Source organism: Paenibacillus sp. FSL R7-0204, from assembly GCF_038002225.1.
GTDB lineage: Bacteria > Bacillota > Bacilli > Paenibacillales > Paenibacillaceae > Paenibacillus_AQ.
In genome coordinates, this window is record NZ_JBBOCA010000001.1 from 1,858,066 (window position 1) to 1,871,931 (window position 13,866).

15 protein-coding genes and 1 other annotated feature (1 of these 16 only partly in view) are annotated in these 13,866 nt (G+C 52.8%); all 15 genes read left to right on the top strand.

Going from position 1 to position 13,866, the window contains the following annotated elements; all coding sequences use genetic code 11:
* Nucleotides 1–50: 50 nt before the first annotated feature.
* The 15 genes from MKX42_RS08325 to MKX42_RS08395 all read left to right on the top strand — a co-directional run bounded on the left by MKX42_RS08325 (nucleotide 51) and on the right by MKX42_RS08395 (nucleotide 13,709).
* Nucleotides 51–611: a hypothetical protein gene (locus MKX42_RS08325; RefSeq protein WP_340752096.1), complete on the top strand. Its 561-nt coding sequence runs from the start codon at nucleotides 51–53 to the stop codon at nucleotides 609–611.
* 73 nt (nucleotides 612–684) lie between these two features.
* A complete protein-coding gene (locus MKX42_RS08330; protein WP_340752097.1) occupies nucleotides 685–1,866 on the top strand; it encodes a glycosyltransferase family 4 protein in 1,182 nt (393 codons plus the stop codon).
* Between the two features lie 175 nt (nucleotides 1,867–2,041).
* Nucleotides 2,042–3,229, top strand: a complete 1,188-nt coding sequence (locus MKX42_RS08335) for a glycosyltransferase (protein ID WP_340752098.1) — start codon at nucleotides 2,042–2,044, stop codon at nucleotides 3,227–3,229.
* A gap of 76 nt (nucleotides 3,230–3,305) precedes the next feature.
* Nucleotides 3,306–4,661: an SPOR domain-containing protein gene (locus MKX42_RS08340; RefSeq protein ID WP_340752099.1), complete on the top strand. Its 1,356-nt coding sequence runs from the start codon at nucleotides 3,306–3,308 to the stop codon at nucleotides 4,659–4,661.
* Between the two features lie 227 nt (nucleotides 4,662–4,888).
* The gene (locus MKX42_RS08345; RefSeq protein WP_036698966.1) at nucleotides 4,889–5,134 is read left to right on the top strand and encodes a DUF4321 domain-containing protein; all 246 of its coding nucleotides are present in this window, start codon (nucleotides 4,889–4,891) and stop codon (nucleotides 5,132–5,134) included.
* Between the two features lie 36 nt (nucleotides 5,135–5,170).
* On the top strand, nucleotides 5,171–5,773 hold the full coding sequence (locus MKX42_RS08350; protein WP_340752100.1) for a Maf family protein: 603 nt from the start codon (nucleotides 5,171–5,173) through the stop codon (nucleotides 5,771–5,773).
* Between the two features lie 26 nt (nucleotides 5,774–5,799).
* Nucleotides 5,800–6,489, top strand: coding sequence for a RadC family protein (gene radC / locus MKX42_RS08355; protein WP_340752101.1), 690 nt, complete (start codon nucleotides 5,800–5,802; stop codon nucleotides 6,487–6,489).
* A 39-nt stretch (nucleotides 6,490–6,528) separates the two neighbouring features.
* Nucleotides 6,529–7,563, top strand: a complete 1,035-nt coding sequence (locus MKX42_RS08360; protein WP_036725912.1) for a rod shape-determining protein — start codon at nucleotides 6,529–6,531, stop codon at nucleotides 7,561–7,563.
* Nucleotides 7,564–7,630: 67 nt separating this feature from the next.
* A complete protein-coding gene (gene mreC, locus MKX42_RS08365) occupies nucleotides 7,631–8,500 on the top strand; it encodes a rod shape-determining protein MreC (RefSeq protein ID WP_340752102.1) in 870 nt (289 codons plus the stop codon).
* Complete coding sequence (mreD, locus tag MKX42_RS08370) at nucleotides 8,500–9,030, top strand: rod shape-determining protein MreD (RefSeq protein ID WP_340752103.1); 531 nt, start codon at nucleotides 8,500–8,502, stop codon at nucleotides 9,028–9,030. Before mreC ends, mreD begins: the two co-directional genes overlap by 1 nt.
* Before the next feature lie 81 nt (nucleotides 9,031–9,111).
* Nucleotides 9,112–9,771 carry a septum site-determining protein MinC gene (gene minC / locus MKX42_RS08375; protein WP_340752104.1) on the top strand — a complete coding sequence of 220 codons (660 nt, stop codon included), beginning with the start codon at nucleotides 9,112–9,114 and terminating at the stop codon, nucleotides 9,769–9,771.
* A gap of 5 nt (nucleotides 9,772–9,776) precedes the next feature.
* Nucleotides 9,777–10,571: a septum site-determining protein MinD gene (gene minD, locus MKX42_RS08380; RefSeq protein WP_340752105.1), complete on the top strand. Its 795-nt coding sequence runs from the start codon at nucleotides 9,777–9,779 to the stop codon at nucleotides 10,569–10,571.
* 160 nt (nucleotides 10,572–10,731) lie between these two features.
* Nucleotides 10,732–11,598 (top strand): M23 family metallopeptidase, encoded by an 867-nt coding sequence (locus MKX42_RS08385; RefSeq protein ID WP_340752106.1) that lies wholly within the window; start codon nucleotides 10,732–10,734, stop codon nucleotides 11,596–11,598.
* On the top strand, nucleotides 11,591–12,433 hold the full coding sequence (locus MKX42_RS08390) for a M50 family metallopeptidase (RefSeq protein ID WP_340752107.1): 843 nt from the start codon (nucleotides 11,591–11,593) through the stop codon (nucleotides 12,431–12,433). Before MKX42_RS08385 ends, MKX42_RS08390 begins: the two co-directional genes overlap by 8 nt.
* A 34-nt stretch (nucleotides 12,434–12,467) precedes the next feature.
* A complete protein-coding gene (locus MKX42_RS08395; protein WP_340752108.1) occupies nucleotides 12,468–13,709 on the top strand; it encodes an Rne/Rng family ribonuclease in 1,242 nt (413 codons plus the stop codon).
* 101 nt (nucleotides 13,710–13,810) lie between these two features.
* Nucleotides 13,811–13,866, top strand: a sequence feature (ribosomal protein L21 leader region) (it continues 30 nt past the right edge of the window).

A 13,866-nucleotide genomic window follows, 5' to 3' on the forward strand; every position in this document is an offset into this window, starting at 1 on the left:
CTCAAATACATATCATACATAGACATATCGTTAACAAAGGGGTGGACATGATGACAGCCGGCTTGGATTTGAAGACATTGCTGGCTTGTCTTTTTTTCGGCAATCTATTTACGGTTCTGCTTATTCTGGCATACTGGCCCAGTTATCCGAAAGAGAAGCCCCCCCCGTTGTTCCTGATAGCCAAAATTCTGCAACTTGCTATTCTGCAGCTGTTGTTATTAGAGGAAATTCATGATTTTCCATTAGTGCCTCCAAGTATTATTCTCTTGAGCGTGGCTGCAGGAACTGCAGAGATTCTGGCCCTGCTGAAGAAGCTGGAAGCCGATTCCGAGCGAATGAAGCAGCGGTATTACGCGCTAGCTGGGATATCTGCGGTAGGTCTGCTTCTGCCCTACCTGCTGCATCCGGATGTTCCCCGGCTGATCGCAGCATCTGCACTTACGGGTGCGATTCTGCTGCTCTATCCGGCTTATCTGTTATCCTGGAAGGTCAGAAAGACCCCGCTGCAGGAAATTACGGGTATGCTGTACGGCGTGGCGATCCTCTCTCTGCTCAGTAAGGCCGGCAGGCTCGATTGCAGCGGGGAAGGAACTGCGTGGTCAAACACCTGAACTTGGGTAATAGATCCTAGATGTCCCAGGCAGTCCAGGGCCAATTGATCAATGGAGAGTAGGAGAACAAGCCATGAAGGAACCGTTGCTATTCATTTCCGCAGAGAATCCATATCCGCAGGATAGCGGGGGCAAGCTGAGAACAGGCAATATTCTGAAGCTTCTGCTCGCCAAATATGAGGTGGAGCTTATCACCTATGCCAGCCCCCGGAAGACAGGGACGCCGGAGGAAATTTCAGCACTTACGGTGCATGAAGTAGAGCGCACGGTCAGCTACCGCAGAGCGCTTCTCCGTTCCTTGTATACCTGGCGGAATTGTTCTTATATGAGTCATGTTGATGTGGACATGAAGGCGAAGATTATAGAACTCTGCAGCCGGAATTTCTACAGTCATGTATTTATTTCGCATAGTCTGCTGGGCTGCTGCATCGACATTGTACTGCGCTGCCTGCCTGATACTGTGATTATTACCGATGCGCATAATTTCGAGAGTGGATTGTCTGCACAGCTGGCAGGCGGGAAAAAGGGGATCGCCAAGGTCTACTATTCCCTTAATGCTGTATGGACGCGCCAGGATGAGCTGAAGCTGATGGACAAGACGAATCTGCTGCTGGCCACTTCGGAAGAGGATGCTCTGGCCTTCAAGGAACTGGCCCCCAGCCAGTCACAGAAGGTCCATGTCATTCCCAATTTCATACGCATGGAGGATTACCGGACCAAGACGAAGTTGCCCAAGGAGAAGTGGATTATCCTTCCGGGTAATATGAACTACTTCCCTAACATTAACGCAGCTCTCTACTTCTATCGTGAGGTATATCCTCTGGTTAAGGCGAGTGTACCGGATATCCAGTGGTATATTGTCGGACGGGACGTGCACCCGGAGGTAGCGGCGCTCGCCTTGAAGGATTCCTCTATCGTCATTACCGGGTATGTGAACAGTGTGGCGGATTATATACGCAAGGCGCAGGTGGTCATAGCTCCGCTCCTGGAAGGCAGCGGGACAAGGCTGAAAATTCTGGAGGCCTGGGCGCTGAGGACCCCTGTCGTATCCAGTTCCAAAGGGGCAGAAGGGCTGCGCTATGAGCATTCGCAGAATATTATGATTGCCGCTGATCCGGTTTCCTTTGCCGATAGTGTGACACTGCTGCTTCAGGATCATGAAAGAGGAGTAGTGCTCGCGGACCGTGCATACGAGACTCTGCTGGAAAATTATGAGGCGGAAAGCGTCAAGGATAAGCTGCTTCGTCTGGTCTGAAGGGATATGGAATGTAAAATAATTATTTTTCCCCATAAATCGACAACCTTCTCGGGAAGACTGCGTTACTATAGATCTACATCGATTGTTTCACATTTCTGGGCTGGATGTCATCCGGTCTTTTTTGTTTCGTACACATTCATACACATTTACATAGAACCAAGGAGCTATAGCCATGAGAGAGAGAATGTTGTTCCTTTCTGCCCGGAGTCACACGCCGGAAGACCGGGAGGGAGACATCAGAACAGAGAATTTCCTTGATATGCTGCTGGAGCGGTTTGATATTGATCTGCTGGAGGTTTGCCACCACCGCCGCGAGACGCAGATTCTGCGCAGTCCTGCCCTGACCGTGCATCAGGTGAAGCGGCCTGCGTCCACCCGTAGAAGCCTGCTGTTTCCGCTGAACAGGCTCCGCACGGATGCCTCGATGATCGGCAATGACAAGTCGCTGCGGGCGGTAATAACCGAGATGTGCAGCCAGCACGCCTACACCCATGTGTTTGTCTCGTATGCCATGCTCGGCAATGGGCTGGACCTGGTCTCCTCACTGCTTCCCGGGGCTGTTATCGTCACCGACGCGCGCCGTGCAGGTGGCATACGGGTGGAGAGCCGGGCGGGCGGCAAGCGGGGAATCAGCACAGGCTACCGCAAGCTAAGTGATGCGCTGATCCGCCGGGAAGAGCGCCGGTTAATGAACAAGACCAGCCTGCTGCTGGCCGCTTCAGAAGAAGAGGCATTATCCTTCAAGGCGGTATCCTTTGCCGATGCAGGCAAGGTGCACGTAGTTCCGCCATACATTGATCTGAGCGCCCCCCTTTATGCGGCTGCCGGAGATACAACCAAGGACAACTCCATCGTTCTGCACTGGGACATGCATTCCACTGACGGCAAGAATGCGGCGCTGCTGTTCTTCAAGAAGGTATATCCGCTGATTCGGGCGGCGGTGCCGGATATCCGCTGCTGCATTATTAGCAGTGAGGTGCATGCAGAGGTCGCAGCTGCCGTCCGGAAGGACTCATCTATTCTAATCATCAATGAAGCTATACAGACAGCCGATTATATCCGCAGGGCCAGAGCTGTGGTTGCTTCATGCTGTGAGGACTGCGGCAGTCAGAGCAGCATTCTGGAGGCCTGGGCCCTCCGCACACCGGTGGTCAGCAGCCTGAGGGGTTCGGAGGAGCTGATCTGCGAGCCGGGGCGGAATATTCTGCTGGCAGGAACAACGGCGGGTACTGCCGATCATCTGATCAGGCTGCTGACGACGCCGGAGCTTGGCTCCATTATTGCGGATCAGGCCTACCGGACGCTCAGCAGGTATTATGCCGCAGACGAAGTGAAGGCGAAGCTGCTTAGTCTGGTGTAAATATATTAAAATAGCATATCTCTCTCGCATCTTTCATATCTTTCAGTATAGAACTGAAGATCGCGAGGTGAGGGTATTGAATAACGGAAGAATGACATTCCGCTTCGACGGGAACCAGGGCAGGCAGGGGACAGAGACGACAGAGCTCCGGGCGGTGAACGAAACCGGTGTGGTTCTGGAGAACAAGGAGACTGACAAGGTGGAGCGCGGGGGAGGTATGAGATCCTCCTATTCCAAGGCCGATGAATATATTGTGGATCTGGAGAAGGTGGAGTTGCCCCGGTCTGTAGAGGCAGCTTACATGAAGCTCCCGGGCTCCGGCCGCCGGAAACAGAAAGCTCCTGAGGATAACTATGATTTGGGGCTGTACTCTGTTGTCCGTCCTGCTTCTACAAGGAACCTATGGGAACAAAGTGAAGATTCGGAGGAGCATTCCCCCTATGGAGGGACGGATGAAGAAGATCTGCATTCAGCAGATGACTACTACCCGCTGTATGAAGATAGCCGTGAATCCGCTACAGACAGTTATGATCAATCCGGCGCTCAAGGGAATAGCTACGGCGGCTCTTATCATACCCGCCGTCCCTCGTATTGGTGGAAGTTCGCACTGTCCATCGCTGGAGCGCTGGGAACGGGGATTCTGCTCGGATACGCTGCCCTGTCGTTCATCACAGGAGGGACGGGAGAGACTGGTAAAGCTCCCGGCAATGCGGCGGTTAAGACGGGAATCAATCAGGGGCAAAAGGCGGAAAACAGCAGTACCGCAGCAGATATAACGGGTGTGCCTCCTGAGCAGACGGGAGAAGCGGTGAGTGCGCAGATTCCGGTTCAGGTTGCGCCGCAGAGCTATTATCTGCTGCAATATGGCGTCTTCAGTACACCGGCAGGAGCGGAGCAGGCCCGGCAGGAGCTGCTGACCGCAGGCCTTGCCGCAGGTCTTGACCCGGCAGACGGCAACCGTGTGTATGCCGGATTGTCTCCTGACCGTGAGCAGGCCAAGCTGCTCAGCAATGGGCTCAAGGGGCAGGGCATCGAGCTGTACGTGAGAGAAGTGGCCCTGCCGGCTGTGAACCAGGTCCGCTATACCGGTACAGCGGCGGCGGTGGACAGCTACTTCAAGCTTAGCAGCCAGCTGTTAAGCGAGCTGAGCAGCTTGTCTGCTTCCCTGCTTGGCGGGGGGAGCAGCGGGGATGCTGGCGGAGCGGTAAGCGATCTCCATATGCAGTGGACCCAGGCAGTCAAGGCACTGGAGCCGGGCCTCACACCGGAAGGGCAGAGAATCGCTGACGGGCTGGAGAAATCCATGAGCCAGGGAATAGCCGCCCTGAACGAATACAATAAGAATAAGGCGGAAGGACTGCTCTGGGAGGTGCAGGAGGCCATGATGAGCTTCCTGACCGGCCAGAAAAGCCTGTTGTCCGCCATGAGCTGACAGCTGAGGCGTAATGCACCGCTGACTATAGGCTAAATAAATGATCCCCCGTATCAGGCAATTGCCCGGCGGGGGATTGCTGTATTTCCAGGCATAATCCTGCGGTGTGATAAGATCCGCAGGCTGCTTACGTGGTAAACATTCCCTGGATGGATTTTGAGTTTGTATTGCACTCCGTTTCACCGTATAATAATTAGGGTGTCAAAAAATGGCGAGGGAAGACTTGAATGAAGAAGAAAAATGTAGGAACACTGCTGTTATTTCTTATTCTGGGCTGGCTGGCCGGAGCCTGGATTGCCAAGCTGCTGGAACCTGTACAAGCTCTGTCTTTTCTTACAGCTTCGACTGTTCTCAAGTGGTCGCCGCAAGCCGATTTAGACATCATAACCTATGACATCACAATCCATTTGAAACTGTGCCTGCTCAGTCTTGCCGGTATTATTACAGCCGTATGGCTGTACCGCAGGCTGTAGCCTTAGCTGGCAGCATCAGGAAGGACGTTAATTACAGTGGAGCATGACAATTCACGGCATATTATTCTGGCCTCAGGTTCGCCGCGGCGGCGTGAGCTTTTAGCCTCGCTTGGCCTGCCCTTTGAGGTGCTGTCCAGTGATGCTGATGAGAGTACGCCGCCTGAATGGAGTCCTGAAGCGATTGTACGGAATCTGGCTCTGCGTAAGGCAGAAGCCGTGATTCCCGTTGCCGGAGACCGGGATGCCGTTATTATCGGCAGCGACACGATTGTTGTGCTTGACGACATGGTGCTCGGCAAGCCGGCGGACGAGCAGGACAGCGCCAGAATGCTGGGCATGCTGCAAGGCCGGACGCATCGGGTATACACCGGGGTGGCCTGCATCGGTTCCGCAGAGGGACGTACCCTGGTAGATCACAGGGTAACCTCTGTAACTATGAGAGCAATGAGCGAAGAGGAAATCTCCGCCTACATAGCGACCGGGGAGCCTGCCGACAAAGCCGGCTCTTACGCGATACAAGGACTGGGCGCCACCCTGGTGGAAGAAATTGAAGGCTGCTATTTTAACGTGGTCGGTCTGCCGCTGTCACTGCTGAGCGGTATGTTGTCCGGGTTTGGCATTTCGGTGCTGAACCGGTAAGGGTAGCCGAAGAAAGAAGGTTAGGGATGGAGTCGCAATCATTTATGCTGCGTGACCTCCCCCATGAAGAACGACCAAGAGAGCGCATGATGCATTATGGGGCGGAATCATTAAGTCAAGCGGAGCTTCTGGCTATTCTGCTGCGCACGGGTGCGCACCGTGAATCAGCCATTCTTATCGCCCAGCGGCTCTTGAGCCGGGCAGGCGGTCTCCGCGGACTGGCGGATCTGAGCATTGAAGAATTGACAACAATCAACGGCATCGGCCCCGCCAAGGCCGTGCAACTCAAAGCAGGCATAGAGCTGGGAAGACGCATGGCGAATTCCCGGCTTACCGAACCGGTCATTATCCGCAGTCCCCAGGATGCGGCGGAGATTCTGACCGAACAGCTGCGTTATTTGCAGAAGGAGCATTTTATCTGCCTGTTCCTGAATACGAAGAATCATGTTATTGCGCAGGAAACATTGTCCATGGGTAGCCTTAATGCCTCCATTGTGCATCCCCGCGAGGTGTTCCGGGCAGCCATGAAATGCAGCAGCGCAGCAATTATATGCGCACATAATCATCCAAGCGGTGATCCTACGCCGAGCCCTGAAGACATCTCCCTGACCGCAAGGCTGATGCAGGCAGGCGAAATTGTCGGCATTGATGTGCTGGATCATCTGGTGATCGGAGACAGCAGTTACGTAAGTTTGAAAGAGAAAGGCTACATGTAATACAATTGTCTAGATTCACATGGAAAAGGAGCATACAAGATGTTAGGTGGTTTTACGAAAGATTTAGGAATTGACTTGGGGACAGCGAATACGCTTGTCTACGTGCGCGGTAAAGGAATTGTTGTGAGAGAGCCTTCCGTGGTAGCCATTAATACTGATACTAAGACGATCGAAGCAGTAGGGGAATCCGCCAAAAAGATGATTGGACGCACTCCGGGCAACATTCGTGCCATTCGTCCAATGAAGGACGGGGTCATCGCTGATTTCGATACTACAGCAACTATGATCAAATATTTCATCCGCCAGGCCCAGAAGCAGCGCTCGATGTTCCAGCGCCATCCGAATGTCATGGTGTGTGTGCCATCCGGAATTACAGCCGTTGAACAGCGTGCCGTTGAAGATGCGACGAAGCAGGCCGGAGCACGGGAAGCTTACATTATCGAGGAGCCTTTTGCTGCTGCGATTGGTGCAGATCTTCCTGTATGGGAGCCAACCGGAAGTATGGTTGTAGATATCGGCGGCGGAACTACCGAGGTTGCTGTAATCTCACTCGGCGGTATTGTTACCAGCCGTTCTGTACGTGTGGCAGGGGATGATGCAGATGAGTCTATCATCCAATACATCAAACGCCAGTATAACCTTATGATTGGTGAACGCACCTCCGAGCAGCTCAAGATGGATGTGGGCTCTGCCCTGCCGCTTGAGAAGGCTGAAACGATGGAGATCCGCGGACGCGATCTGGTAACCGGTCTGCCGAAGACGCTGACCATTACCTCCGATGAAATCTGCGAAGCTCTGTCAGATACTGTAAATGCGATTGTTGAAGCCGTGAAGGTTACGCTGGAGAAATGTCCGCCGGAGCTGGCTGCCGATATTATGGACCGCGGCATTGTGCTTACGGGCGGCGGTGCGCTTTTGCGCAACCTGGACAAGCTGCTGGCGCGTGAGACCGGAATGCCGGTGATTGTCGCCGAGAATCCGCTGGACTGTGTTGCGATCGGCACAGGCAAGGCGCTGGAGAATATCCACTTGTTCAAGAGCCGCAGCAGTTCGGGTCTCCGCTCCAAACGCTAGGATCGTACGGACTGTGAACGTCAACCCCTGAGGTTGGAGAAATACGGTTATTAGAGGGTGCTCGAGATTGTTCAAGCTGTTTAACAATAAACGACTGTTTATATTGCTGATTACGCTGGTTACGTTTATCGTTCTGATGGGCTTCAGCCTGGGGCAGAGGAAGACCCTGTCCTGGCCGGAGAACTTCCTCAGAGATACGACCGGATTCGTGCAGAATTTGTTCTACAAGCCCGCTGGATACGTAGCGGGCTTCTTCCAAGATATCGGGACTCTGAAAGAGCTGGCTGAAGAGAACAAGCAGCTTAAGATTTTGGCTGCACAGTATGCCCGGGATAAGGCGCAATTTAATTTCATTAAAGCCAAGAATGAACAATATGAGAAGGATCTTCAATTCACTAAAGCTCAAAAGAACATGTATAAATACGAATATCTTATCTCCAATGTGGTCAGTGTCACAACAGAACCGGGCAATAATACACTTGTTATTGATCTAGGGGCAAAAGATGGCATCAGGCTGAATATGTCCGTAACTTCTATCGAAGGGCTTGTAGGAGTTATAAGCAATGTGAGTAACTTCACCTCTACCGTGAAGCTGATGACGATGATGGATATCAACGACCCCAACTCACAGCCTCCTATAGCAGCAACCGCGGTTAACAAGGAAGGCAAAACCTTTGGAATGATTGAGAGCTATGACCAGCAAACCGGAATGCTGCTGATGAACAAAATCCCCGTAGGCGATCCGATTGCCAAGGATGATGTCATTATCTCTTCGGGTATTGGAGGACGATATCCACGTGGTATGCCTATCGGCACGGTGGAAGAAGTGAAGATCGGACAGTTCGGGTTAACCTCTACAGCGATTATCAAGCCGGCGGCAGGATTCCAGGACTGGAAGGAACTCTTCGTTGTCTATACGGAGGAGCGTGTAGAATAGTGAGGATGCGCAGACCTGTCCTGGTACTTTTGTTATTCATTTTATTTATTTTGGAAGGCACAGTGCTTCCCTGGCTGATTCCTGACGGCTGGCAGATGCGGATTATTCCTAATCTCGTCTTCATCGTCATTCTGTTCGTAACGGTATATCATCACCGGCATACAGCACTTATTCTGGGCTTGTCGTTCGGCATGCTGCATGATGTGGTCTTCTACGGCCGCATACTGGGTGCTCATTCCTTCGCTATGGGCTTATCTGCGTACCTGATCGGGCTGATATTCCAGATTCCCCGCGCTCCGCTGCCGCTTATGATGACAGTGGTGCTGCTGGGCAGTCTGCTGGAAGACAGTATTCTTTTTGCCATCTATAATGTATTTAATCTAAGCCAGGAGCCTTATAATTGGGCGCTCTTGCATCATATGCTGCCTACCATGCTCATTCATTTTGCTGCAGGCCTGCTTCTCTACATTCCGCTCCGGCGACAGCTGGAACTGCTGAAGAAAGAGACACTTGATGAGGAAGCTGCCTAAGCGGCAGCGGTATTTTCTTATCGCCCAAAGAAGGAATTTGCCCGGCCCGGCACGAATGAATGAGGATAGGGGGACAGGCATATGACAGTTAAATCCAAGCACGTAAGGATTAAGGGCATCAAGGATGGCCTGGTATTCCTGCTAGACGACAAGTGTCCCTTTGAAGATCTCTTAAGCGAGCTTCGCTACAAGCTGGAGCACAGCCATCAAAATATTCTGACCGGACCGATTGTGCATGTGGATATTAAGCTTGGCAACCGTGCTGTTACTGAAGAAGATAAAGAGGCGGTATTGGAGATCCTCAAGAGTCAGGGGAATCTGTTAATCCGTTCGGTTGAAGCTATTGAAGACCCTGAAGAGAAGGATACAGAGGCCTTGTTCATGATGAGCGGAATGCTCCGCTCGGGCCAGGTACTGCATCATGAGGGCAATCTGCTTTTCCTCGGTGATGTGAATCCGGGAGGCACGATTACCTGTTCAGGAGATATCTATATTCTTGGAGCACTCAAAGGAATGGCACACGCCGGATTCAACGGTAACCAGGAGGCCATTATTGCCGCTTCCCTCCTAGCGCCTACCCAACTCCGGATTGCTGAGATTATTAGCAGACCGCCGGATGAATGGGGAACCCGGGAGAGCAGTATGGAATTTGCCTATTTATCAGGCGGTGCTATGCAAATCGACAAAATTCATAATATAGTGAAGTTACGTCAGGATTTAAATGTGTTTAAAGGGGTGTAGCCTCCATGGGAGAAGCGATTGTTGTAACCTCGGGTAAAGGCGGAGTTGGCAAGACAACCACAACAGCCAACATTGGAACCGCGCTTGCCCTGCAGGGCAAAAAAGTATGTCTGGTGGATACGGACATTGGATTGCGGAATCTGGATGTTGTCATGGGGCTGGAGAACCGGATTATCTATGATCTGGTCGATGTGGCAGAGGGCCGCTGCCGGCTGAATCAGGCGCTGGTCAAGGACAAGCGCTTCGATGAGCTGTACATGCTGCCCGCAGCCCAGACCAAGGACAAGACAGCCGTTACGCCAGAGCAGGTCAGGGATATCATTCTGGAGCTTAAGAAAGAGTACGAATATATTCTAATCGATTGTCCGGCCGGCATTGAGCACGGCTTCCGCAATGCGATTGCCGGTGCCGACAAAGCAATTGTAGTTACCACTCCGGAGCATGCGGCGGTGCGTGATGCGGACCGGATTATCGGTCTCTTGGAGCAGTCTTCGGTGGAATCTCCGAAGCTGGTGGTCAACCGGATTCGTCAGGGTTTGATCAAGTCGGGGGATATGCTTGATATTGAAGACATTCTGCAGGTGCTTAATATCGATCTGATCGGGATTGTACCCGATGATGAACAGGTCATCCGGGCGGCGAACAACGGCGAGCCTACCGTGATGAACCCGGACTCCTTGGCTGCGATTGCCTACCGTAATATTGCCCGGCGTATTCTGGGCGACGCGGTGCCGCTGATGCAGCTTGATCAGAAGACGGGCGCCTTCAAGAGGTTCAAGAAATTTTTTGGAATGGGCTGAATCCAGGTCACGCACTTATATATTCTTCCGTAAGAGTCCGCTGACGAGAAATCGCTGGCGGGCTTATTTTTGTTGTGCAGTAACTTGGACAGGGCTTGTTCTAAAGAGGCTTCCGCCACTCATAAAATGGAAGTAAAACAAGCCCGCCGGAGGGATCGATATGAAATACCCGAGAGAGTCCAAGAACCGCCGCGAGAAACGTATACAAAATCTGCTGGAGGAGAAGCCGGCAGCCGGAGCAGTACCAGCACCAGAGCGGTTCCGTCTGTCTGACAGTCCTCCCTCATTCAGAGAATGGGGGGCTGGGGACAGGATGGAATTTGCCTCTTCCCTTGAGCCTGACCCCGAGACGATGTGGAAGCAGCAGCGTAACCACTGGGAGGATGAAGGCGGCAGGGGACCGGGGCAGGGATTCCGTGCTGGTCTGCTGCGGCGGACGGTGGCCAGTCTGCTGGTCTTCGGCGCTGTATGGGGCATTTTTGCCGTGCAGGAGCCATGGGCAGTGAAGGCTCAGTACTTTATTACAGACATCCTCAGCAATGATATGGATTTTGCAGCAGCTCAGGTGTGGTACGAGGAACATTTCAATGGAGCCCCGTCCTTCATTCCCATTTTCGGAGATGAACAGGTACCGGCGGAGAAGGTGACAGCTGCTCATGAGCTTAGCGCTCCGCTTGCAGGAAGCATTGTACGTCCCTTTGCTACTTCGCTTAATGGCATCGAAATTATACCGGCAGACGATTCAAGTGCCAGTGTCACGGTGAAAAGTGTAGATACGGGCCGTGTCCTGGCCGTATCGAAGGAAGCCCGGGGAGGCATCCGTATTACGGTCCGCCATACCGGGGAGATCACGGCAGAATACGGTCATTTGAGCGGGACACGGCTCGCGGTGGATGACTGGGTACAGAGCGGAGACGAAATAGGCTGGATTCAGGGGACGGAGGATGCCCGTATCCCGTTGCTGTTTTTTGCAGTTATGAAAGACAAGACTTATATTGATCCGGCCGAAGTGGTATCGTTTGATTAGGGTCTGCGGCATTGAATTGTCACTGCATCCGCTCTTCGTGCTGATTCTCATGGTTTCTGTGCTTACCGGACAGTTCCTGGAGCTGCTCACCTTGTTCCTGATCGTATTCATTCATGAGCTTGGACATGTATGTGCGGCGCTGCTGGCCGGCATTACCGTCAGATCGGTGGAGCTGCTGCCATTCGGCGGCGTTGCGGTTATAGAGGATCATGGACGGCTTACAGCTGTCCGTGAGATCGGGATTGCCCTGGCCGGTCCGCTGCAGAACGGAATTATGATACTGATGGCGCTGGCGCTTAAGCAGGTGGAGTATGGAAATATCGCCTATCTGGATTATTTTATCGGAGCCAATGCCATGATCGCCCTGTTCAATCTGCTCCCGGTGCTTCCGCTGGACGGAGGCAAAATCCTTCAGGCGGCCCTGAGTCTGCTGCTTCCGTATTATTACACACTGCTGTGGACCGGCAGAGTCAGCATTGCGGCCAGCCTGCTTGTGATAGGGTTCGCCCTGCTTCCGCTTGGGAACGGGGACGGTCTCCGGCTTAATCTCCTCATGATCGGAGCGTTTCTGCTCTATTCTAATTGGACAGACCAGCGGAATTTGCCGTACAGGTTTGTCGGGTTTTTGATGAACCGTGAGCGGATTTATGAGCGGTATCTAGTAGCGGAGAACATTGCCCGCCCAATAGTTGCCACGTTCGCGAAACCTTTGGATGAGATATTGCGTCTATTTAAACGTAACCATTATCATTATATCTATGTGATGAACAACGATAGGGATATAGTAGCCGTTGTGCCGGAGCAGCGTCTGATTGCTTCGTATTTCGGAAAGTAACAAGCGAGAAACGATTCAAACCAGAGGTGAAGCCATGAAACAAATGATCGTTCACTGTACACAGCATATTACCCGCATGGCACTTCTGGAGAACGGGAGGCTGGTGGAATATGCGGCTGAACGCGATCAGCAGCAAGGTCTGGTCGGGAGTTATTATAAAGGCCGGGTTATGAATGTGCTGCCTGGTATGCAGGCGGCCTTTGTAGATATCGGACAGAAAAAGAATGCGTTCCTATATGTAGATGATGTATTGCATCCCCATCTGGACAAGCAGCCGGCCGTCAAGCCTTCGATTGAGACGCTGCTGCAGCCCGGTCAGGAGATTGTCGTCCAGGTGAGAAAAGAACCGCGGGGCGGCAAGGGCGCACGGGTAACCACGCATTATACGCTGCCCGGACGCTGGATGGTGTACATGCCCTTTGCCGAATATGTCGGGGTCTCCAAGAAAATATGCCGGGAATCGGAGCGCAGCCGGCTTAAAGGCATCGGCGAGCGGCTGCGCCAGGGTGAGGAAGGACTCATTATGCGCACTGTCTCCGAGGATGAGCCGGTGGAAGCTGTGGAGGGAGATCTGGCTTTTCTGCGGGCGCAGTGGGAAGTGATTACCCGGCGTTCCAAGGAAGTGGAGGCACCGGCTCTGCTGCACTGTGATCTGAGCATCGTCCAGCGGTTCATCCGGGATGCCTTTAATCCGCAGCGTGATGAGCTGATGATTGATTCGGCCAAGGCGGTTAAGGAAGCGGAAGCCTTCCTGACGGATATGGCTCCCGAAGGGTACAAGCCTGTTGGATTCTACAGGGGACAGGAGCCCATTTTCTCTGCTTACGGAGTGACGGATCAGCTGCACAAGAGCTTCAGCCGTAAAATCATCCTCGAGGGCGGCGCTACGCTGATCTGGGACGAGACAGAAGCCTTGACTGTGATTGACGTTAACACAGCGCAGTACACTGGCGGGACGAACCTTGAGGATACAGTAACACGGACCAACCTGCTGGCTGCGGAGGAGATCGGGCGGCTTGTCCGGCTCCGGGATACGGGCGGTATTATTATTGTTGATTTCATTGATATGGAGCGGGAAGAGCACCGCAGGCAGGTGACGGATCAGCTGGAGAGCATTATCAGCCGGGACCGGACCAAGACGCATATTCTCGGCTGGACCCATCTCGGTCTGCTGGAAATGACCCGTAAGAAGGCCAGACATGATTCCGCCGGATTTGCCCCGGTAATCTGCCAGTGCTGCGGCGGTACAGGCAAGGTTGGGACTTGGCTGGAGTAAGGAAGAGACGGTCAGGTTGTATATGTTTTGTAAGGAGATATTGACTAGGGCCCATATGTATGATAATATCTTCAAGTATGTGTTTGGTTGTTCTATTCCTGCACATGCTGTAACCGCTCCGATCGGGTAGATGAAGCGTAATTCCCCCGGGGATTGC

Coding starts and splice junctions, on each gene's coding strand:
- MKX42_RS08325 (WP_340752096.1), top strand. CDS start 51: ATGACAGCCGGCTTGGATTTGAAGACATTGCTGGCTTGTCTTTTTTTC.
- MKX42_RS08330 (WP_340752097.1), top strand. CDS start 685: ATGAAGGAACCGTTGCTATTCATTTCCGCAGAGAATCCATATCCGCAG.
- MKX42_RS08335 (WP_340752098.1), top strand. CDS start 2,042: ATGAGAGAGAGAATGTTGTTCCTTTCTGCCCGGAGTCACACGCCGGAA.
- MKX42_RS08345 (WP_036698966.1), top strand. CDS start 4,889: ATGAAGAAGAAAAATGTAGGAACACTGCTGTTATTTCTTATTCTGGGC.
- radC (WP_340752101.1), top strand. CDS start 5,800: ATGGAGTCGCAATCATTTATGCTGCGTGACCTCCCCCATGAAGAACGA.
- MKX42_RS08360 (WP_036725912.1), top strand. CDS start 6,529: ATGTTAGGTGGTTTTACGAAAGATTTAGGAATTGACTTGGGGACAGCG.
- minC (WP_340752104.1), top strand. CDS start 9,112: ATGACAGTTAAATCCAAGCACGTAAGGATTAAGGGCATCAAGGATGGC.
- minD (WP_340752105.1), top strand. CDS start 9,777: ATGGGAGAAGCGATTGTTGTAACCTCGGGTAAAGGCGGAGTTGGCAAG.
- MKX42_RS08385 (WP_340752106.1), top strand. CDS start 10,732: ATGAAATACCCGAGAGAGTCCAAGAACCGCCGCGAGAAACGTATACAA.
- MKX42_RS08395 (WP_340752108.1), top strand. CDS start 12,468: ATGAAACAAATGATCGTTCACTGTACACAGCATATTACCCGCATGGCA.